The organism is Wolbachia endosymbiont of Drosophila pseudotakahashii (assembly GCF_026015925.1).
Classification (GTDB): domain Bacteria; phylum Pseudomonadota; class Alphaproteobacteria; order Rickettsiales; family Anaplasmataceae; genus Wolbachia; species Wolbachia pipientis.
This window is the reverse complement of record NZ_CP110359.1, coordinates 623,794-644,563: the sequence shown is the minus strand read 5'-3', so window position 1 is coordinate 644,563 and position 20,770 is coordinate 623,794. Positions and strand designations below refer to the sequence as shown.

Genomic DNA, 20,770 nt, shown 5'->3' with positions numbered 1-20,770 from the left:
TAAAAAGTTAATATTGAAAATATCTCTGACGCTAAAGAAGGCCTGGAGTTGAACCCACCAAATCAGCCATTATGGCCGAAAGGACCCACTTTTATGGTGTTTTTAATGTGTTAAAATCTTTACTAAAATTCATAACGTAAAACATTAATGCCAAATCATCCCCCTCATTATCATCTCTAGGTAAAAATCCTTTTCTCTTTACAGCTTCAATAACTTCACTCTTACTTGCATTACCTTTGCCTGCTATAAAGCGTTTGATAGTCTTTACATTAACACCTTTGTACGGCACATGATGTTCTTCACACCAAGCAGAGAGAGCAGCCAAAAACCCACCATAACAATGCGCTGCATCAGTTCCTAGATGTCTTCTTACTTCTTCAAAATACACTGCAGAAATGTCTTTCAAAGAATTGAGCCAATTGCAAAAGTTTAAGAAACACATTCCACCTCCGCTGAAACGACTACCATGAAAGCTTTTGCTCCCACTTTCAATTATTCCATCTGTTAGAATTGCCCAGCCTGTTTGCTTGCCGAGATCTAGCGTTAAGATTGACGTACAAAAACTCCTTTGTGTAATTAAAGTTCAATGCCCTGTATAATATATATGTACGATGACTCGCAAATTCGTCCGCAATTTTGAAAAAAAATTAAAAAAAATTTCATATCCTGCCATTTGAGTTTTTTCATCTTTACTTATCTTAATAACTATTTTACATAACTTATATTACGCTAATATTTATATTATCATATATTATATTTTACCTGTATTTAAATATATATATAATATATATAAGACTTCAGTAATCCGTAAATCCTCTTCACTGGACGATTTTAGCCAATTAAGTTTAGAAACAGCTTTTAGGAATAGAACATAAAAAAGACAATATTATCAATAATTTAACGATTACTGCTTTCTGAAATACTAATTAGTAATTCAGAAATTAGGTACGAAATTGGTAGTTTTTTACCTATGAAAAAGTAGCTTCAGCAGTGTATCAAAACATTTAAATCTTATTTTAACTTTTAAAGATTTTATTCTTTTAGATAAAAAAATTATTACTACTTTTTTATAATAAATTAGTCATACAAGATCTTGGTAAAAATCTCTATTCATGAAACTTTTGGAGTTTTTATGAAGAATTCTTATCAAGAAATCGATTCTACAATTGTTAAACATGTGAGATTTCAAGCTTCGCGCCTTAAATCCAAAAGCTGTTTTATTAACGAAAGTCTCGAAGATATAGAGCAAGAGCTTTTTTGTCAGGTTTGGCAATATCTTAACCAGCACGATGAGAAAAGAAGTAGTTTTAGTACTTTCGTTGCTAGATTAGCTAATTATTGTGCTCGCAATATGTTACGCAATCAGTTGTGTCTAAAACGTAATATAACTTTTGATTATATAAACGACGATATTCCAGATCATAGGAACTCGGAAATCGAAGCGATAATTCACACTGATATAAATAATATAATTTCAACTTTGTCTGAAAAAGATAGTAATGTATGTCAATTACTTAAGGTATTTACTATTACTGAAGTTTCTGTAATAACCAAAATACCAAAGACAACTATCTATCGCACACTAAAACGAATACGCGATAAATTCTCAATTTTAGAGTAAGTTATAAGCTCTCGATTATATTTGCTCAAAATTTTTTTTTGTAAATTGCGGACGAATTGCCTAGGTCATCGTACATATATATTTAGGTACTGGGAGAAAAATGAAAATAATGAACAGCAATGAACGGCTAAAAGTTCAAACAGGTATAAAAATGGTCATCTTTGGTCCTTATGGTATAGGTAAAACTAGTCTCTTAAAGACCATAAATGAACCAACACTTTGTCTTGATTTTGAGGCAGGTTTACTTGCTGTTCAAGATTGGCAAGGGGATTCTGTAAGTATTTGTACTTGGAATGAGGCAAGAGATATTGCATGTCTCATAGGTGGTCCTAATCCTGCGTTAAAATCTGACTCAGCATATAGCCAAAGACACTATGAGCATGTATCCAGTAAATACAAAGAGCTTTCTTCAGAGTTTCTCAAGTATCGATGTATTTTTATCGATAGTATTACAGTAGCCTCGCGTTTATGTCTATTATGGGCAAAAATGCAACCTGAAGCTTTTTCTGAGAGATCAGGAAAACAGGATATGAGAGCTGCCTATGGGTTACTTGCTCAAGAGATGATGGCTTGGCTCAATCAGTTTCAACATATTCCAAATAAAGACATCATTACAGTTGGAACTCTTGGACAATACCTCGATGATTTCAATCGCTCAGCTTGGCTACCTCAATGTGAAGGAGCTAAAACTGCAAGTGAAATTCCTGGGATAGTTGACGAAGTAATCAGTATGGTTGGAATCAAGAAAGATGATGGTACAGAGGTTCGTTCATTTGTCTGTCAGACGATTAATTCTTGGGGATATCCTGCTAAAGATCGAAGTGGTTGCCTTAATATGGTTGAAGAACCGCATCTAGGAAAACTTCTTACAAAAATTAAAACTAAAGCTTTTGCAATTCAACCTGTCACGCCCAACATATAGGAGGTTATTATATGCTACAAAACTTTTTAACTATTGGTCAAAAAATTCCTTTTTTCAGTGTGAAAGAATACTTGGACGATCGATCGCCAATACCAGAGGATATAATCTCACCAAGAATTCTAACTAAAAGAGGTTTGTTAGTATTTGGTGGCCCTCCTAAGATTGGCAAAAGCGACTTTTTGATCTCTTGGCTTGTTTACATGGCTGCTGGTAGATCATTTCTCGGTATGACACCAAATAGACCTTTGAAAATCTTCTACATGCAAACTGAAATTGAATATGAATATATGAAAGAACGTTTGCAACAACTTGATAATGAACTTTTGAATGTAGCTGCTAACAACTTAATCATTACGCCAAAAGTGCACTTATCATTTAATCATGATGAAATAAGTGAAATTAAGGAGATTGTAAATGAACGCTTTAAACCTGATGTTTTGGCCATAGATCCATTACGTAACATCTTTAGCAGTGAATATGGAAATGAAAATGACAATAGTGCTATGCTGTTTTTTCTGCAAAAGACTCTTGAAAAGCTACGCAGTGCTGTCAATCCAGATGCTTGTATTGTACTTACTCATCATACAAAAAAATTATCAAAAAAGATGCTCGAAGAAGATCCATTCCAAGGCCTAAGTGGTGCTGGATCTTTACGTGGATTTTACAGTACTGGTATGGTGATGTTTGCTCATGATGAAGAAAGTAGTGTACGCCAGATAGTATTTGAGCTTCGTAATGGTGAACGCGTGCAAAATAAACTTGTCGATAAGATAAATGGTCATTGGCAGCTAATGGAATAGCTAATTTTCACTTTAAAGTCAACTTATAGGAGAGCGTATGCTACAAGATTTTTTAACTGATTTTAATAACGCGAAACCGCAAAGCAGTTTAATACCAAAAGGTACAATAGTCAAGGTAAAAATGGCAATAAAGCCTGGAGGTTATGAAAATTGGTTCACTAAAAACTACACTACTGGCAGTATCTATTTAAATGTAGAATTTACCGTCACTGAAGGCCCATATGCAAAACGCAAGATTTTTCAGATTATAGGTATCAAAAATGGCAAAGCAGAAGGTGAAGAAGACATCTGGGGAGAATCTGGACGTTCTATGCTGCGTAGTATTTTGGAATCATCCAGAAATATTCATGCAAATGACACTTCAGAGAAAGCAGTTACTGCTAGAAGAATAAACTCTATAGCTGATTTCAACGATTTAGAGTTTACAGCAAAAGTAGGCGTTGAAACTAATAATACATACGGAGATAGAAATAGGATTACTACAGTTATTACTCCAGAATTACAAAAAAGTTTTCAAGATGATTGGTTGCCATTTTGAAGTATGACGAAGGAAAGTTGTGGGCTGCTGTTATTACTAGAGCTATTCAGGATGCAGCAGGAAAAAACCCTAAACTTAAAAAAGAGGCTTGTCAATGGATTCGCTCACGATCTTTTGAAACTGTTTGTGAGCTGGCTAATCTTGACTTTAAACGTCTAAAAAATATGTTGAACAAATTTGGAATAAACAAGGAGAATTTTATGGATTTTTCATCTAAAAATGCTTTGAAAAGAAAATCATTATTAATTAATAATATCAAAGATTATTTATCTTATTTGTTACCTGAAGGCAAATCTTACCAAAATAAATTCTATATTGGCGGTAGAAATGGAAATAAGATAATAGTTGAAATGGAAGGAGAAAATGCAGGAAATTGGTACAACCTGATCGAAGAAAAGAAAGGAAATATAATAGACCTTTGGACTTTAGTTAAAGGTAATATAGATTCTGCTGAAACATGGTTGAACAGTAAAGATGAAAGAAGTTCCATATTACAAGAAAAACAAAACGAAGGAAAAGCATTTTCTGTAAACCATTACTTAAATGACAAATCACCAATGCCACAAGATATAATAGGCCCAAGAATTTTGACACCAGGTGGTCTTTTGGTCATAGGTGGTACTCCAAAGATTGGCAAAAGTCATTTTCTTCTTTCTCTATTAGTACATCTGGCAGCAGGAAGATCATTTCTTGGCATGGAACCTACAAGACCGCTAAAAATATTCTATCTACAAAATGAAATGGAATATGATTACATTAGAGAACGTATACAACAACTCAACAAACTTCCTCATTTAGCAACAGAAAACTTAATTGTGACGAACAAGATGAATTTGACCTTAAATGAAGAAGGTATAGAAAAAATAAAAAATATGGTAGAGGAAAAGTTTGATTTAGTTGTGATTGATTCTCCTTATAATTCCGTTAACTATGGTCTGCAGCATGCAATAGAAAAACTACGTTCCAAGATTAATCCTATGGCTGGAATAATCATCACAAATCGCACCAAAAAAGTATCTACCTCTATATTGGAAAAGAATCCATTTCAAGCTCTCGTTGGTGCTAACGCTTTAAGAAGTTTTTATACATCTGGAATAGTAATATTTCAACCCAATAAACGTACAAATATCTTGCAAGTAGTATATGAACTTAGAAACGGTAGATCTATACCAACAAAATTCATCAACAAGGTTAATGGATGTTGGAAAACTGCTAACGTTATAGCTAGAACATAAAAATTCTTCAGGTAGGTATGGATATTTATTGTTCACAAAGAAATGGACATTATAAATTATTAGGGAAGAAAGAACAGTTAAGAACTTAACTCCTATCAAATATAAGGTCATGTCTTTCTTATTTACTGCCAAGAGGAACTTTTCGTGGTGATAAGTTCTATGTAGGTGATCTACAAGGCAATAAAGGACAAAGTATGATAGTAGAGTTAACTGGCAGTAAAGCAGGATTATGGCACGATTTTTCTACCGAAGAAGGAGGAGATATTTTTGATCTTTGGGCTGCTGTTACTGGAAAAAATCAATTTACTGACACGATAGAAGATATTGCTAAGTGGATTGGTTATTCGGAAAAAAATAACACTCTAGGTCAACCAACGGCATCATGGAACTATTACGATGAAAGTGATCAAGTGATTGCTACAGTTTATCGTTATAACACTGATTCAGGAAAAAGATATCTTCCTTTTGATGTAAAAAGGTCTAGTTTTACTCCACCACAGATCAGGCCTTTATATAATATTTCAGGTATTATGAAATCTGATAAGGTGATTTTAGTTGAAGGCGAAAAGTGTGCAGATGCTCTAATAGAACAAGGTATGACTGCCACAACTGCAATGTTAGGAGCAAATGCACCAATAGAGAAAACAGACTGGTCACCACTTAAGGGTAAGCATGTTATTATTTGGCCAGACAATGATGAACCAGGCAAACAATATGCTGAGAAAGTTGTGAAAAAGCTTACTTTTCTTGGTGTTTTATCACTTACTCTTCTTGAAATACCGGAGAATAAACCAAAGGGATGGGATGCAGCAGATAGTGTACAAGCAAATATAGACATTTCTGAATTCATTGAAAGTAACTCGAGAAAAGTAATTGTTAAGCAATTGCTTAATATTCAAGAATGGAGCGTAGAACGTTTTATAGGTCCAGTACCAGAGCAAAAGTTTCTTGTTGAAGGGTTATTTCCTTTAGGAGTGACATCTATTCTAGCTGCAATGGGAGATACTGGTAAAGGTATGCTTCTGCTTGATTTAGCACTGAAAGTTGCGAGTAGAAAAGATCAGCCATGTGGTTTTGGTCCTTTAGTTACTGAACACGGATCTGTGGTAATTTTCTCAGCAGAAGATGATATGAGTGAAATACATCGCCGTTTAGAGCGTCTTGACTCACAATGCGAGAGATTAAAATATAAGGATAGGCTCTTTATTGTACCATTACCAAATGTTAGTGGATCACTTACAATCATAAAGAGTGTTTCAGGTAAAGTTATAGAGACTTCTCCTGAATTTGAATCGATAACAAAACAACTTAATAAAATAAAAGACTTAAAATTAATCGTATTTGATCCACTTGCATCATTTTGCATCATTTGTGCATGCTGATTTAAATACTGACCCAGCCGTAGGCGATTATTTGATGTCTTTATTATCTGATTTAGCAGGTAGCACTGGAGCATCAATAATTACTGCCCATCATATGAGAAAGCCAAAAAGTGAAAAACCTATATCGACTGTTGAGCAAGCACGTGATGCCATTAGAGGTACATCTGCTCTTGTTAATGGTGTTAGGTGTTCATACGCTTTTTGGTCTGTGGAAGATGCAGCTAAACCGACAATTTTTAAATCAATAGGAGAATCTGTAAGACAGAACGCATTATTTTATGGAGCAATTGTTAAATCAAACGGTTTGGCTGATCGCACTTTACGCACTTATTTAAGAAATGAAGAAACAGGATTGTTAGAGGACATAACTGAAAGATTAAGAATAAAAAATATGAACGAAAAAGATTCAAAGCAGCATCTTATAACTGCAATTACACTAGCAGCAATTTCTGGACATCCATTTACCCATACAGGAAGTACAGGAGTGTATAAACAGCGGCATAGACTACCTGAGGAGTTTCACAGTATAGGAAGAGATAGAATGGAGCGTATAGTTCAAGAGCTGTTACAAACACGGAAGCTGGTTAAGGGAATGGCTACTGGTTCAAAAGAAGATAAATGGCTTGACATTCCTAGCGGACCATTTGCTCGCGGCGTTGGAAAGTTTAGCTGTGGAGCTGAGCTATTCTCCTAAAAAATTTTTCTGATATAAAAAAATATTTTGATTTTTGCGGACGAATTTTGAACTCACCGTACATATATAATATAGGGGGCTTAATTAAAAATGTCAATACTCACACAGTCAGGAAGAGCAGCAATAGCAGCCAGCATCAAAAAGCAATCTATCCATCTTGCTTGGGGAACAGGTGATTCAAGTTGGGAAAGTAGCCACAAAGTAGAAAAAACTTTCGTTAAGGGTGAAATAAAATTTGATCATCAACCTATTAAAGATGTGAAGGTTGTTACAGGGCAAACAGCTTATCAGCCAAGTATTGACTATACAGTTAATGGCAGTACTGGTGTGATAAAACGTACGGAAAATAGCTCTATTCCAGTAAGTGATAAAGTTACTGTAGAGTATAGTGAAAGCACACCACCAGAGCTGATAACTTCTGAAAAACTGCTCAATGAACTTGGCAGACGTACTGCAGACGAAGTGCTATTCTGCACAGGTGATGAAAACGGTGAACTTATAACTCCATCTGGAAGGTTTAGGCCCTCAAATGTACCAACCAATAATTTGTACCTTAAATTTACTTTCGATTTCACGGATGCAGCAAATCAAGTGATAAGGGAACTAGGAGTTATGGTTGGTACAAGGGTAAAAGAAAAATTGCCTCCTGGACAAAGGTATTTTGAACCACAAGATATAGAAGACCCAGGGATCTTATTAGTTTTAGAGCATACAGTACCGCTCATTAGGACTTCAGCAACCAGGGAAACTTTTTCGTTTGTAGTGACATTTTAGAAAAAGAGAAAAAAGATGACCTTAAATAGCTATTATAACCGCTTTAATCCTGACAAAGAATACGAAAAAAGCTTGTTTCTAGCAGGAAGAGGTCTACAGTCAGCAGAATTAAACGAGACTCAGGAGTATGCTCTCTCTAAGCTCAAAGGCATAGGTGATGCAATATTTCGCGATGGTGATGTTATAACAGGAAGCAATTGTATTATAGATAGAGAAACTGGTAAAGCTACACTTGAGGGAGGAAAAATCTATCTTCGTGGAGCAGTGAGAAAGGTAGAGGCAAAAGATTTTGTTATTCCACTGAGTACCACAGTTCGCATAGGTGTTTATTATGTAGAATCTACGATTACAGAACTTGAGGATGAAAATCTTCGTGATCCTGCAGTTGGTACAAGAAACTATCAGGAAGTAGGGGCAGCAAGGCTTAAAGTTTCCACCATTTGGGGTCATCAATTTGAAGGTCTTTCTCCACGTTTTTCTGAAGGAGAGTTTTATCCAATTTACAATATTGAAAATGGAGTATTGATAGAACATTCACCGCCACCACAAGCAAATATAGTAACTACTGCGCTTGCTCGTTATGACAAAGAAGCAAATGGTTCCTACGTTGTAAATGGTCTTGAAGTAATGTTTTTGCAAAAGGACGAAAAAGGTGGAGAAATATTTGTGATTAATGAGGGAAAAGCTCATGTTGATGGTTATGAAATTGAGTTACCTCATAGTATTCGTGTTTCCTTTGATGAAGATCCTGATATAAAATTAGTTGAATCAGAACCACATACTTTTCAGCCAAATAGCCAAAGAGTAATGGAACTAAAAGTTAATGATTTTCCAATAAGTGAAATCAAAAAAGTAGATATAATTGTTCAAAAAACTATTACCATTACTCATGGTTCATACTCTGGAGCTGTTGATCCGATACCTGACTCTGCAGTACTTGAGATTATTCAAACTAAACAAGGCAATGTTATTTATGAAAATAGTGTAGATTATAAACTAAACGCAGGAAACGTCGATTGGTTATTACCAGGCAAAGAACCAGCTCCTGGAAGTAGTTATCAAATAACTTATCGTTGCCGTACCCACGTAAGCCCTGAAGATATAAGTGAGCAGGGGTGTAAAGTAAAAGGAGCAGTTGATAACAGCTTGGTTTTGATTGATTACACCTGGAAAATGCCCCGCTTTGATTTAATTACTATCGATAGCAAAGGAGTGGTAAGAAGAATAAAAGGAATTTCCCACTCTTGGAGACCATCGATGCCTCAAGCACCTTCTGGACAACTTTTGCTCTGCTACATTCATCAGACGTGGAAAAAAGGCGAAAAAGGAGGGATAAAAATAGTGAATAATGCTATTCATGCTGTACCGATGAATGAGCTTGAAGCAATGAAAAAAGGAATAAATGATCTTTATGCTCTTGTTGCACAGGAGCGTTTATGCAGTGATGCAAATTCAAGAGAACCTACCACCAAAAAAGGGGTATTTGTAGATCCGTTCTTTGATGATGATATGCGTGATCAAGGAATTTCACAATCTGCAGCAATAGTAAATAGGGAGCTGATATTGCCGATAAACGTAGAAATCATTGATATTGAAAGAGGTAGAGAACCTTATCTTTTACCTTATAAACTTGAACCGGTACTGGAGCAGCTTTTACAGACTAAAGGAGAAAAGATTAATCCATATCAAGCTTTTGATCCAGTCCCGGGACAAATTACTCTAAATAAAAACATTGACCACTGGACAGAGGTTACCACTAATTGGAAAAGTCCAGTAACCAGAGTATTTAATGTTAAAGAAACAACAGAATTGCTGTCAAGTACTTCATACGAAGCTGAATTTATGAGAGAAGCAGTACAGAATTTTGAAATTGAAGGTTTTGAGCCAAGTGAGAAGCTTAAAGAGATAAAATTTGACGGAATAATTATTCAACCTACAGCGTAAAAAAAGATGTTAACAGCTAACAACCAAGGAAAATTAAAGGGAAAAATAAAAATCCCAGCAAACATTCCAGCAGGTACTAAATTAGTACAGTTTTATGGGGGTAAGGGAAGTTATGGAGAAACAACGTATACTGGTAAAAAAACAATTACCATAGAAGAGAGAAGAAGAGTTATCGCAGCAAGAAGAGTTGATCCTTTAGCCCAAACATTTACTTTAAATGAGAGTAGGCACATAGGAGGTGTGGAGCTATGGTTCACAAATAGCGGCAAAAAACGTGTTGTTGTGCAGATTAGAGAAACAGCAGTGGGAATGCCCTCGCAGACTGTCATTGCTGAAAGTTATATTGAGCCGAAAGATATAAAAGTAGATGGCACAGCAACACGTATAGAATGGTCGCCAGTGTTTTGCCATGCAGGAGAGGAGTATGCAATAGTGCTACTCACTGATGATGCAGATACTGCAGTAAAAATAGCAGAACTTGGCAAATATGATGCAGTAAATAGCCGTTGGGTAACAAGCCAGCCATATCAAGTAGGAGTATTACTGTCGTCTAGCAATGGAAGTACGTGGACTCCACATCAAAATTTAGATTTAACGTTGCGATTACTAGCTGCAAAATTTAGCGAAAGTTCTCACGTTATTGATCTGGGCAAAGTTACTGCAAATAACGTATCAGATTTAATTGTTTTGACGAACGTCGAAAAAGTAGCATTTGATACCAATGTAGAATTTATCTTAACAGATGAAGAGGGAAAAGAGAACTTTTTGTCTGATAATTTGCCACTTGCACTGCGTGAAAGATTATCTGGAGAGCTAACGGTAAAAGCAAGCCTAAAAGGAGGGCAAGAAAAAAGTCCAGTGCTATATCCTGGGTTACAGCTAGTTATGGGTAATCTTTTAGAGTCTGGAGATTATGTTACAAGAAGCATTACAGCAGGAGCTAACACCAAGATCACCATAACATATGATGCGCTAATACCTGGCACTGCAGATGTTAAAGCATATGTGCAAAAAAATGTGGATTGGCAATTAGTAAATTTAACATCAGGAAAACCAATTGGAGAAAATTGGGTAGAGAGAGTCCACATACTGACAAACTTTAATGGCAATGAGACAAGGATAAAATTGGTTTTAAGTGGAACAGTTGTCTATCGTCCTAAAGTCAAAAATTTGCGAGTGATTATTACTTGAATCAATGCCAAATGACCAAAGCAAACGAGGATATACACTACCACATCCAGAAAATATTGCTGTGCAGGATGTTGTTCGTATCCGTACCACAATTGAGAAAATAGATGAAGATATTACCGAAAGAGAAGATGAGCATAATCAACTTAAGAGTAATTTTGAGCGGTTTAATTTTGAGACTTTTTTAAATTTTTGGAAATGAAAGAAGCAATATACCAAAGGATAAAGGATTTAGCAGCAAATAGCACACCTGATCAACTGGCATATCTTGCAAAATCGCTGGAATTGATAGCAGATAAAAAAGCTATTGCTGACATTGTGCAGATGACTGAGGTAAAAGAGATAATTGATGCACTACAAAAAAGGCTTAAGGATTTAGCAGAAAACAGTACACCAGATCAATTAGCATATCTTGCTAAAGCATTGGAATCAATAGTCGACAAAAGTGCAGTTTCTGAAATTGTACAGATGACTGATGGTAAGCTAAAAGAACTTCTTGATAGTGCAAAAAAACACTTAACTGATCTGGATAATAAAAAAGCTAGTTCTTTAGCAGTGATCTCTGAATCAGAGAAGCAGTTATTAAAGAGAATTGATGAAAAAGGAACAACAAATTTATCGCTACTTGATACGAGAAAGAATGCCAATATTGCAGCAATAAATAGCATTAGTAACAGTCATAAAGATGGTCTTAAAGGTTTAGTGAATAACTTCCGTACTGTTAATGATGTGCCAAGTGGCTCATCAATTATTAGGGAAATAGAAACTCGAATTGAAAACATCCTTAATGAGGTAAAAACTCGGGATGAACAGTTAAAAGCGTCTCTTATAAATGAAATAAGAAAGCGCAACATGGTTGAATCAGGGTCATTACCTTTCTTATTTGGTGTACTTGGCAGAAAAAATAATTATTTTGGCCACGGAACTTTTACGACAGAGCTTGGAAAGTGGAGTAGTGATATAACAAAAACTGACTATATGTTACAACTACTAGCAGGTAGCCATACGTACAATACAGACTACGTTAGTTTTTATCGGCCAAGACAACTAAGTTTTATAGAGGGAAGCAAGGGAACATTTATTTACGGAGAGTTATGCACAAAAAGCTTTTCGGGTAGTTATGATGAGATATACTATTACCCATATGCTGCACTTGGAGTAGTATTTGTAAAAAATACAACCAATGTGAACATAAATAAAGCAATAGAATTTGTTGGATCATCGTATTCGAGTACGGAGTATGGGGGAGCAGGATTATTTGTGGGAACTCCTGATAATACTAATTCTAATAAATCAAGTATTTCAAAAACAGTATGGAAAAATGTTTACCAATACACAAGCTCTGATAGCAAGTTAGCCGGATCTGGGAATGTAGAAATTCCAGCAGGAAAAACAGTTGCAATATTACTTTACACATCATCTTATTTATATTCCAGAACAAAAGTTAGTGAAGGTGTGCTCTCAGGTAATGTATATACCTATGGTCAATTTATTCAGTGGGGGGATTTATAACATACGTAGCAATGTTCTAACTACAGGACTTGAAGTAGATGTGGAGAGAACGCTAAAAGCTTGGCAATGTCCAGGGTTATCTAGCACATGTGAGATTTGGCAGTAAATTAAATAGGGAGGGAGATGATATGAATTGTTATTGCTTGGTTGGAAGCATGAGAAGGTATAATAACTTCTCAGAGTGGATAGGTGGCAGGTTGAAAGTTTTTGTGAGGCCCTTTCTGCTTTTTGCAGTATACAGGAAAAAGACCTCGTGAGGGAGATTAATCGCCCCTGCCAACGAAAACCATCGTGCGGCCTATAAAATTTAGTGACCGCGTATAGGAGAATGGACCAACCGGTAATATTCTACTCTGATATATTGGAGTATTCAATAAGAGGGAAAATTTATGCGTTATATAGGTGTTGATTTACATACTAATAGTTTTACTGTTTGTTATTTAGAACAGGAAAAACCAGAGCATATTAAAACATTTCGCTTACAGGATTTAGATAAATTTATTAAAGATCTTCGAGAAACAGATGAAGTAGCTTTTGAAGCAACAGGGAATAGCTGTTTCTTTTATGATGAAGTGTCACCCTGCGTTAAGCCTGTTGTTGTGGTTGCTCCCTTGCAATTTGAAGTTATTCGTCGTTCTGTAAACAAAACAGATAAACATGATGCAAGAGCTATTGCTTTTTTTCTCAGCAAAGATATGTTGCCTGAAGCAAAATGCAAGAGCAAACAATGCCAACAGTTAGTTTCTCTTCTTAAAACAAGAGATCAGTTAGTAAAATCACGGGTATCTTTAATCAATAAAATGCATGGACTTTTCAATTACCACGGAATAAAGATTAAAAAGGAAGTACTGACAACCAAAGCGGGATTTGAACGCTCTCTAGGTAAACGTGATTGGAGTTACTTGGAAAAGGTTGAGATTGAAGTGATTAGCAGTAACCTGGAAGTTATTCGAGAAAGTCTCAAAAAACTTGAAAAGGAAATTATAGCTTTTGCCAAACAGCTCCCTGGATTTAATAATCTCATCAGTATTAAAGGCATTGGTGCAATTTCTGCAGCTGTCTTTGTTGCAACAATTGGTGATATTAATAATTTTAGTAATCCAGAAAAACTGACAGCTTATTTTGGAATTGTACCACGAGTTTCTCAATCTAATCAACAATGTACAATTGGAAAGATTACCAAACTTGGACCGAAAATAGGTCGTACTTCTTTAGTACAGTGTACTTGGATTGCTATACGTTATAGCCCTTATTTGAGAAGCTTTTATGAACATGTGAAAAAAAAGCGTGGTGCTGCTAAGGCTATTACTGCAACTGCTAGGAAGTTTCTAACAACCATTTTCTATACTCTTAAAAACAACTGGGTTTTTAAAGATTTTACAAAATATGAAATTTATAGTTGACAACAATCATAGGAGAAAAACTGTGAGCATTTACATACGTTTTGAAAACCATAAACAAGTAGAAACAACAACACTTGAAAGCAAGCCAACTGGAAATGATTGGTATGAAGCACCAGAAGATTTTGATTGGCAAAAAAGTTATTGTTTAACAGAGGGAGGAGAAATTGCTCAGCGTACTAAAGAAGATATACAAAAGGAGTTACTGGATAATGCGAAGCTTTGTGCATTTGATAGTATGCGTTTCTATTATGATAATCATACTCACCAATATGCAGGTCATTCTTACCAAAAAGCTAAATCTTATGAGATTCAAGCGGAAGCCGCAAAAAGCATTCTAGCAGCACCAGAATCTATAGATGAAAAGGATAAAGAAATTATAGAACCTTTAGCAAAAGTCCGTGGTATTACGGTTATTGAAATGGCAAAAATAATTGAGGAAAAAGTGAAAAAAGCAGTAAAAGAAATAATGAAATGTGAAGAGCTTGAAGATTTAGCCAAGAGAAAGATTGAAGAAGCCAAGAGTGAAAATGAGCTAAAGACTTTGCTCGATGATTTCAGGAAAAAAATACAAAGAAATGGCTGAAGAATTTTTACATGGTGTAAATGTTATTGAGGTAACCTCAGGAGCCAAAACAGTACGTACGCTAAATCATCAGTGATAGGTGTAATTGGTACTGCACCTGAAGCTGATGAGCAAAAATTTCCGCTAAATAAACCAGTGTTAGTTGCAGGAAGCTTAAAGGAAGCAGCAAAACTCGGAAAGAGTGGCAGTTTACCTTCTGCAGTAAATGGAATATTTTCCTAGATTGGTGCAACAGTAGTAGTTATTAGAGTTAAAGAAAGTGATCCAAAATTAAAAGAAGAAGAGACGCTGAAAAATATAATTGGCGGTGTTGATAAAGAGACTGGAGAGTATCAAGGGATAGAGGCATTTCTCAGCAGTGAAAGTATAGTTCATGTTGTTCCAAGAATATTAATTGCACCTCAGTTTACTCATCAGTTACCTGAAATAGATGGAGTAAATTCAGTAGTGAGTGCTTTAATTTCTATAGCAGAAAAATTAAGAGCAATTATTGTTGCAGATGGACCAAATACCAATGATGAAGAAGCAATAAAATGGAGAAAAAGTGTAGGCAGCTCAAGAGTTTATGTTGTTGATCCGTGGGTTAAGGTGTTTACTGAAGGAAAAGAAGGAACCTTGCCAGCAAGCCCATTTGTAGCTGGTTTAATAGCAAAAGTAGATAGCAAACAAAGATTTTGGCACTCACCTTCAAATAAAGAGATAAATGGTATTGTTGGAACAAGCAGGCCTATTGATTTTACGCTCGGTAATACAAATTGTAGAGCAAACCATTTAAGTGAAAATGAAGTAACAACGATAATTCATCAAAATGGCTATAGGCTTTGGGGCAATAGAACATGTTCAAATGACTTGAAATGGGCTTTTTTGTCAGTGAGAAGGACTGCAGATTTAATCAATGATAGTTTACTTAGATCTCATCTATGGGCAGTTGATCGCAATATTACCAAAACTTATATAGATGATGTGATTGAGGGGGTGAATTCCTATTTGGCCAATTTAAAAACGCAAGGAGCGATTATCAGTGGAAAATGTTATGCAACTCCAGAACTCAATACACCGGCAAATATTGCAAGCGGAAAAGTGTCTTTTGATTTTGAGTTTACACCGCCATATCCAGCTGAGCAAATAATATTCAGATCCCATCTTGTAAATAATAGTGTAATAAGTTAGGAGAAAGCGAAGTGTTACCCAAAATACTGAGAAATTTTAACGTATTTGTAGATGGTCGTGGTTATGCAGGAAAAATAGATGAAATAACGCTACCAAAGCTTACCATAAAAACAGAGGAGTACCGTGCTGGTGGTATGGATATTCCAATAAATATTGATATGGGCATGGAGAAGCTTGAAGCAGATTTCACTTTTTCTGAATACGATACAGAACTCTTTCGGCTATTTGGCTTGATAAATGGAAACTCTGTATCTTTAACTCTTCGTGGTGGAATGCAAGGAAGTGGAAGTAATGAAGTTGAAGGAGTTATTATCAACCTTAGGGGCATATTGAAAGAATTTGATTTTGGTAGCTGGAAACCTGCTGAAAAAGCCACTCTAAAATGCACTGTAGCTGCTCATTATTATAAACTTACGATAGGTGGCAATGAGCTGATAGAGATCGATGCTGAAAATATGATTAGAAAGATAAATGGTGTTGATCAGATGGCCTTGCTACAAACGGTTTTAGGAATATGAAAACTTATTTGAAATTTTATTTTTTTAGAGGAAAATATGAAAACAATTACACTTAGTGAATCAATAACAGTTGATAGTATCTCTGTCTCAGAGTTATCGATGCGTGAACCTAAAGTAAGAGATTTACTTGCTATAGAACGCATAGAAGGCGAAGCTTTGAAAGAGGTAGCTTTAATTGCTAATCTAGCATCTGTGCCAAAAGAAGCAGTTGAAGATTTATGTATTAAAGATTATGTAGAAATACAAAAGGTGCTAAAAGATTTTTTGTCGCCTTTAGAACAGAGGACTTAAGATTCAATACTTTAAAACTTAGTTCAATAACAGGAAGTGGAATTGAGCAGATTACTAATATGGATGTAAATGAATTTTTATCCTGGATAGAAATAAGTAAAGGAGTAGCAAAAAAATGTCAATGCTTTCAATAAAGATCGGTGCAACATTAGATGGCAGTTTTAATAGTGCAATGAAAGGTAGTGCAGCAAAGCTTTCTAAGTTGGGTGATAGTATAAAGCAGCTTGATTCGTCAATGAAATCTGTTTCCAAATTTAAGCAACTAAATCATGATGCCCTTGAAGCTATGAAGAATTGGAAGGAAGCGGAGAAGAAAGCAAAAGAATCAGCTGCAGCAATTACTAAAGAAAAAAAGGAAAAAAACGAACCAAGCAAAGCACTGAAAAATGAATTTGAAAAATTGAAAGCATCGGCATCAAAGGCAAAAGAGGCTTATATTAAAAAGAGAGATGCACTTTACACATTAAATGAAGAAATCAGGAAAAGTGGAAAGGATGTCAAATCTTTAGTGAGAGATCAAACTAAACTTGGTTCATCTATTGAAGTACTAAAAGGAAAATACAGTAAATTAGGATCTGTAATACAAAAACAGCAAAATGCTTTGGCAAAAAAAGCGCATTATAGATCACAAGTAATGGAAACTATAGGACTAGGACTTTCGCTTGCAACGCCAATTAAAGTTGCGATTGACTTTGAAAGTGCTATGGCTGACGTTAGGAAAGTAGTAGAATTTAATGGTGATAATGAAGCTAATATATTTACTCGAGAATTGAAGAAATTATCCCGTGAAATACCATTATCAGCCGCAGAGTTAGCACAAATAGCTGCAAGTGGTGGACAGCTTGGTATCAACAAAGGTAAGCTGCTTGAATTTACCACAACAGTAGCTAAAATGGCCACAGCATTTGATATGTCTGCTGAACAAGCTGGTGATTCCATAGCTAAACTCGCTAACATTTATGGAATTGCAGTAGAGAAGATGGAAGGAGTTGGTGATGTTATAAATTACCTATCAGATAATACTGCAGCTAAGGCAAACGATATGATTGAAGCACTTGCTAGAGTGGGTGGTAATGCAAAACAATTTGGTTTAGATATTAATCAGACAAGTAGTTTAGTAAATGCCTTCATTAGTTTAGGTAAACAACCTGAAAAAGCAGCAACTGCTGTCAATGCTCTGCTTTCTAAACTTCAAACTGCTGAAGGGCAAGGAAAAGAGTTCAAAGCAGCATTGGAATCGATAGGTATCACTGCAGAGGAAATGTCACAAAAGGTTGCTGAAAACGGGCAAAACGCTCTACTTCATTTTTTTGAAACTTTAGAAAAAGTAGATAGACAGGAACGTTCACAAATCCTTCTCAATCTCTTTGGTCAAGAATATCAAGATGATATTGCATTGATAGTTGGGAGTTTGGAAGAATATAAAAAAGCAATAGATTTTGTGGCTGATAAAGAAAAGTATAACAAATCTATGCAAAAGGAATTTAATAACCGTGCAAGCACTACAGCAAATAACTTGCAGCTACTTAAAAATACAATAGCAGAGCTAGGAATGAACTTAGGGTCAGTTATGCTACCTCCTTTAAATTGGATAAGTAAGATTTTGAGGTCTATATCTACAGGTATAGCTTGGTTCGCAGAGAAGTGTCCAATTTTGACTACAGGAGTTATGAGCATAATTTCAGCTCTTATTATTGGCAAGATTGCAGTGGTAGGTTTTGGTTATGCATTTGCATTGGCTGGAGGTGGACTATTAACTTTTAATGCTATTTTGCATGGAACACTTTTGCCAGTATTAACTTCGTTGTCAGCACGAGTAATTCCAGCAGTAATCATGGGACTGAAAGCTTTAACGCTAATCAATCCTATAGGAGCTGCTATTGTTGGACTATCAGTTGGTGCAGCACTTGTAATCGCTAATTGGCAAAAGGTAAAGGACTTTTTCTCAAGTATCTGGAAATCAATTACAAAACCTATAGAAAATTGGATTAGTATAGGAAAATTGTTTAATGATAATCCAATAAAAGCATTAGAGAAAACAGTAGAAGCAAAAATAGGCAGTGCAACTAGTGAAAATAGAAATGTTTTTAGTAAAGGAAATCCTTTATTAAATAATAATGCTTTTAGTGGAATTTCGAATAGTAGAACGAATATTGAAAGTGCTAGCGTGATTACAGAAAAAGGTTCTGTAGCAGATAATTCAGAGAAAGTTTTAAAAGACTGTGAAAAGTGTGAACAAAAAATTTTCAATCAAACTTTTACATTTAATATAAGTATTAAAGCAGAACCTAACCAAGATGTACGTAGTCTTGCTGATACAGTAATAAAAAGAATAAGAGAAAAATCGCGAGATGTTTTATTTGATCCAATAGAACCTATTTACTAATGTTTTCACTTGGTCCATATAAAATTTCTCCAACAGGGTTAAGGTGCAGTAAAGAGAATCGTTGGAATACCATAGAGTGTATTCACAAAGCTCCATTGTTGCAAAATATTGGCCAGGGAGTAGAAAATATAGATTTAGAAGGAGTCATTTATCTTAATAACTCTAATGGCTTAAACCAACTAAAAAATTTAAAGGAATCAATAGAAAATCAAGTATCCTATCCTTTAGTGGATAATACGGGCAATGTTTTAGATACCGTCTTGTAAGTCAACGAGAAAAATATAAAAATGTTATCTTTTGGTCCATATAAGTTTGTTCCAACAAGTTTAAAGTATAACAAAAAGAATCGCTGGAGCGTAATTGAATGTATTGATGTAATGCCGTCACTTCAAAACATAGGACAAGGAGTAGAAAATATAGAGCTAGAAATAACCATTTACCTTAATAGTCTTAAGGGGCTAAATCAACTAAAGAATATGAAAGAAGCTGAAAAAGATCAGATCCCACACACTTTAGTAGATAGTTTAGGTAATTTTTTAGGACAGTTTGTGATTACACAATTAGAGGAAAGACAGATATCTTTTTTTCCTGGTGGGCTGCCGAAAAAAGTTGAATTTAGTTTAAGTTTAAAGAGTTATAGTGGTACACATATTCACTAACCAACTACATTCAATTTTTGATTTTAAACTTCAGTCAACCTCCTAGTTCTATAGTTCTTGATATGATCTGGATCAAAGGCCTTTTTTGAACTTAAAACACCAAAAACTACATGAAGTAACCTACGCATTGCAGCTCCCACAATTGCCATATTATGCTTGCCTTTCTCTTTTAACCTCTCGCAATAAATCACAATAATAGGGTTGTGATTTTTAGCTACTATAGCGGGAAAATATATTGCTTTACGCAATGTTCGTGAACCTGATTTACTTAATCTGGGCTTGGCATATACAGATGATCCTGATGTTATATTTCGTGGTATAGTTCCAGCATATGCTGCCAATTGTCTGGCATTTATAAAAGCTTTTATGTCAGGAATTTCAGCTAAAATAGCTATTGCTGATTCCTCTCCTATTCCTGGAATAGTCAATAAGAGTTGAAAGTTTTCCAACAACTCTTTGTGCTGTTTTAATAGTTCACGTATGGAGTTTTTTATTGTTTCTATTGATTGTTCTATGTTCACTGCAAGGTTTTCCCAAGCATTTGCAACTTCTTCAGGCAGTCTCTCCTTCTTTTCTAAATGATTATTTACGAATGTTAATCCATCTTTTAATGCAGCTGAGCAACGATAAAGATGCTTTAATTTTTTCTTTTCAGAAGAAGGTGGTGTCCAGCGAGTTGGTTCCTGTCTTTGGCAATAATCTCTGCATCAATCTGGTCATTCTTTTGTCGTACAAGCTTACTCCTTGCATAAGACTTAATACAATAAGGATTTACAACACTAACAAAATGTCCAGCATTGTGTAGAAATTCAGCCAGAGCTTCACTATAACAACCAGTAGCTTCCATGCAGGCTTTTGCTTGTTCTATATTATGTTTTTGTAGAAAGCTCAGCAGACCTTGAAACCCATGATCATCGTTCTTAAAGCTCCTTTTCCTAGTTTCACGTTTTCCTTTTTTACTTATAAATGAGAGAAAAATATCAAAGCGATCTTTTGATATGTCTATACCTAAAAAGTTGTTGATCATATATAACCTCATACGTTACCATTTAAAATGAAAAGTAAGGCTAACCTTGTGAATACAGAATTAGAACCATTTAGGTCTTTCTACGATACCGTCCAGCCTCTACTTTTGAGAAGGGAGCTCTTT

17 protein-coding genes and 4 pseudogenes are annotated in these 20,770 nt (G+C 35.2%); 19 read left to right on the top strand and 2 right to left on the bottom strand.

What is annotated here, in order from left to right:
* Positions 1-91: 91 nt before the first annotated feature.
* On the bottom strand, positions 92-550 hold the full coding sequence (locus ONI09_RS03400) for a RuvC family protein (protein WP_265014420.1): 459 nt from the start codon (positions 548-550) through the stop codon (positions 92-94).
* A 582-nt stretch (positions 551-1,132) separates the two neighbouring features.
* On the opposite strand from ONI09_RS03400, the gene ONI09_RS03395 reads away from it, so the two are divergent.
* From ONI09_RS03395 to ONI09_RS03305, 19 genes and pseudogenes are all read left to right on the top strand, one after another.
* Positions 1,133-1,621, top strand: a complete 489-nt coding sequence (locus ONI09_RS03395) for an RNA polymerase sigma factor (protein ID WP_265014402.1) — start codon at positions 1,133-1,135, stop codon at positions 1,619-1,621.
* 100 nt (positions 1,622-1,721) lie between these two features.
* Positions 1,722-2,543, top strand: a complete 822-nt coding sequence (locus tag ONI09_RS03390; RefSeq protein WP_265014401.1) for an ATP-binding protein — start codon at positions 1,722-1,724, stop codon at positions 2,541-2,543.
* An 11-nt stretch (positions 2,544-2,554) separates the two neighbouring features.
* Positions 2,555-3,343 carry an AAA family ATPase gene (locus ONI09_RS03385; RefSeq protein ID WP_226079816.1) on the top strand — a complete coding sequence of 263 codons (789 nt, stop codon included), beginning with the start codon at positions 2,555-2,557 and terminating at the stop codon, positions 3,341-3,343.
* A 37-nt stretch (positions 3,344-3,380) separates the two neighbouring features.
* A complete protein-coding gene (locus ONI09_RS03380; RefSeq protein WP_265014400.1) occupies positions 3,381-3,881 on the top strand; it encodes a hypothetical protein in 501 nt (166 codons plus the stop codon).
* On the top strand, positions 3,878-5,116 hold the full coding sequence (locus tag ONI09_RS03375) for an AAA family ATPase (protein ID WP_265014399.1): 1,239 nt from the start codon (positions 3,878-3,880) through the stop codon (positions 5,114-5,116). Before ONI09_RS03380 ends, ONI09_RS03375 begins: the two co-directional genes overlap by 4 nt.
* A gap of 101 nt (positions 5,117-5,217) precedes the next feature.
* Positions 5,218-7,192, top strand: a pseudogene (locus tag ONI09_RS03370) (AAA family ATPase).
* Positions 7,193-7,282: 90 nt separating this feature from the next.
* Positions 7,283-7,966 carry a hypothetical protein gene (locus tag ONI09_RS03365; RefSeq protein ID WP_265014398.1) on the top strand — a complete coding sequence of 228 codons (684 nt, stop codon included), beginning with the start codon at positions 7,283-7,285 and terminating at the stop codon, positions 7,964-7,966.
* A gap of 15 nt (positions 7,967-7,981) precedes the next feature.
* Entirely contained in the window at positions 7,982-9,910 is a 1,929-nt protein-coding gene (locus ONI09_RS03360) for a DUF4815 domain-containing protein (RefSeq protein WP_265014397.1), read from the top strand.
* Between the two features lie 6 nt (positions 9,911-9,916).
* Entirely contained in the window at positions 9,917-11,101 is a 1,185-nt protein-coding gene (locus tag ONI09_RS03355) for a hypothetical protein (RefSeq protein WP_265014396.1), read from the top strand.
* A gap of 4 nt (positions 11,102-11,105) precedes the next feature.
* A complete protein-coding gene (locus ONI09_RS03350; RefSeq protein ID WP_065094988.1) occupies positions 11,106-11,300 on the top strand; it encodes a hypothetical protein in 195 nt (64 codons plus the stop codon).
* Positions 11,297-12,716 (top strand): annotated as a pseudogene (locus ONI09_RS03345) (hypothetical protein). The gene ONI09_RS03350 and the pseudogene ONI09_RS03345 overlap by 4 nt, the downstream one beginning before the upstream one ends.
* A 283-nt stretch (positions 12,717-12,999) precedes the next feature.
* Positions 13,000-14,013 carry an IS110 family RNA-guided transposase gene (locus ONI09_RS03340; RefSeq protein ID WP_265014395.1) on the top strand — a complete coding sequence of 338 codons (1,014 nt, stop codon included), beginning with the start codon at positions 13,000-13,002 and terminating at the stop codon, positions 14,011-14,013.
* A 22-nt stretch (positions 14,014-14,035) separates the two neighbouring features.
* The gene (locus ONI09_RS03335; protein WP_265014419.1) at positions 14,036-14,596 is read left to right on the top strand and encodes a hypothetical protein; all 561 of its coding nucleotides are present in this window, start codon (positions 14,036-14,038) and stop codon (positions 14,594-14,596) included.
* Positions 14,589-15,766 (top strand): annotated as a pseudogene (locus ONI09_RS03330) (phage tail sheath subtilisin-like domain-containing protein). Before ONI09_RS03335 ends, ONI09_RS03330 begins: the two are co-directional and overlap by 8 nt.
* Before the next feature lie 11 nt (positions 15,767-15,777).
* Positions 15,778-16,284 (top strand): phage major tail tube protein, encoded by a 507-nt coding sequence (locus ONI09_RS03325; RefSeq protein ID WP_265014394.1) that lies wholly within the window; start codon positions 15,778-15,780, stop codon positions 16,282-16,284.
* A gap of 36 nt (positions 16,285-16,320) precedes the next feature.
* On the top strand, positions 16,321-16,575 hold the full coding sequence (locus tag ONI09_RS03320; protein ID WP_264374861.1) for a phage tail assembly protein: 255 nt from the start codon (positions 16,321-16,323) through the stop codon (positions 16,573-16,575).
* Between the two features lie 115 nt (positions 16,576-16,690).
* Complete coding sequence (locus ONI09_RS03315; protein WP_265014393.1) at positions 16,691-18,961, top strand: phage tail tape measure protein; 2,271 nt, start codon at positions 16,691-16,693, stop codon at positions 18,959-18,961.
* Complete coding sequence (locus ONI09_RS03310) at positions 18,961-19,227, top strand: phage tail protein (protein ID WP_265014392.1); 267 nt, start codon at positions 18,961-18,963, stop codon at positions 19,225-19,227. Before ONI09_RS03315 ends, ONI09_RS03310 begins: the two co-directional genes overlap by 1 nt.
* A 21-nt stretch (positions 19,228-19,248) precedes the next feature.
* Positions 19,249-19,620 carry a phage tail protein gene (locus ONI09_RS03305; RefSeq protein WP_065095214.1) on the top strand — a complete coding sequence of 124 codons (372 nt, stop codon included), beginning with the start codon at positions 19,249-19,251 and terminating at the stop codon, positions 19,618-19,620.
* Positions 19,621-19,643: 23 nt separating this feature from the next.
* Here the strand turns inward: ONI09_RS03305 and ONI09_RS03300 are convergent.
* Positions 19,644-20,647, bottom strand: a pseudogene (locus ONI09_RS03300) (IS110 family RNA-guided transposase).
* Positions 20,648-20,770: the final 123 nt, after the last annotated feature.

What these genes read in the sequence shown, in the direction of transcription:
- ONI09_RS03380 (WP_265014400.1), top strand. Translation starts at nt 3,381, where the DNA reads ATGCTACAAGATTTTTTAACTGATTTTAATAACGCGAAACCGCAAAGC.
- ONI09_RS03385 (WP_226079816.1), top strand. Translation starts at nt 2,555, where the DNA reads ATGCTACAAAACTTTTTAACTATTGGTCAAAAAATTCCTTTTTTCAGT.
- ONI09_RS03305 (WP_065095214.1), top strand. Translation starts at nt 19,249, where the DNA reads ATGTTATCTTTTGGTCCATATAAGTTTGTTCCAACAAGTTTAAAGTAT.
- ONI09_RS03390 (WP_265014401.1), top strand. Translation starts at nt 1,722, where the DNA reads ATGAAAATAATGAACAGCAATGAACGGCTAAAAGTTCAAACAGGTATA.
- ONI09_RS03315 (WP_265014393.1), top strand. Translation starts at nt 16,691, where the DNA reads ATGTCAATGCTTTCAATAAAGATCGGTGCAACATTAGATGGCAGTTTT.
- ONI09_RS03320 (WP_264374861.1), top strand. Translation starts at nt 16,321, where the DNA reads ATGAAAACAATTACACTTAGTGAATCAATAACAGTTGATAGTATCTCT.
- ONI09_RS03310 (WP_265014392.1), top strand. Translation starts at nt 18,961, where the DNA reads ATGTTTTCACTTGGTCCATATAAAATTTCTCCAACAGGGTTAAGGTGC.
- ONI09_RS03340 (WP_265014395.1), top strand. Translation starts at nt 13,000, where the DNA reads ATGCGTTATATAGGTGTTGATTTACATACTAATAGTTTTACTGTTTGT.
- ONI09_RS03395 (WP_265014402.1), top strand. Translation starts at nt 1,133, where the DNA reads ATGAAGAATTCTTATCAAGAAATCGATTCTACAATTGTTAAACATGTG.
- ONI09_RS03350 (WP_065094988.1), top strand. Translation starts at nt 11,106, where the DNA reads ATGCCAAATGACCAAAGCAAACGAGGATATACACTACCACATCCAGAA.
- ONI09_RS03365 (WP_265014398.1), top strand. Translation starts at nt 7,283, where the DNA reads ATGTCAATACTCACACAGTCAGGAAGAGCAGCAATAGCAGCCAGCATC.
- ONI09_RS03360 (WP_265014397.1), top strand. Translation starts at nt 7,982, where the DNA reads ATGACCTTAAATAGCTATTATAACCGCTTTAATCCTGACAAAGAATAC.
- ONI09_RS03355 (WP_265014396.1), top strand. Translation starts at nt 9,917, where the DNA reads ATGTTAACAGCTAACAACCAAGGAAAATTAAAGGGAAAAATAAAAATC.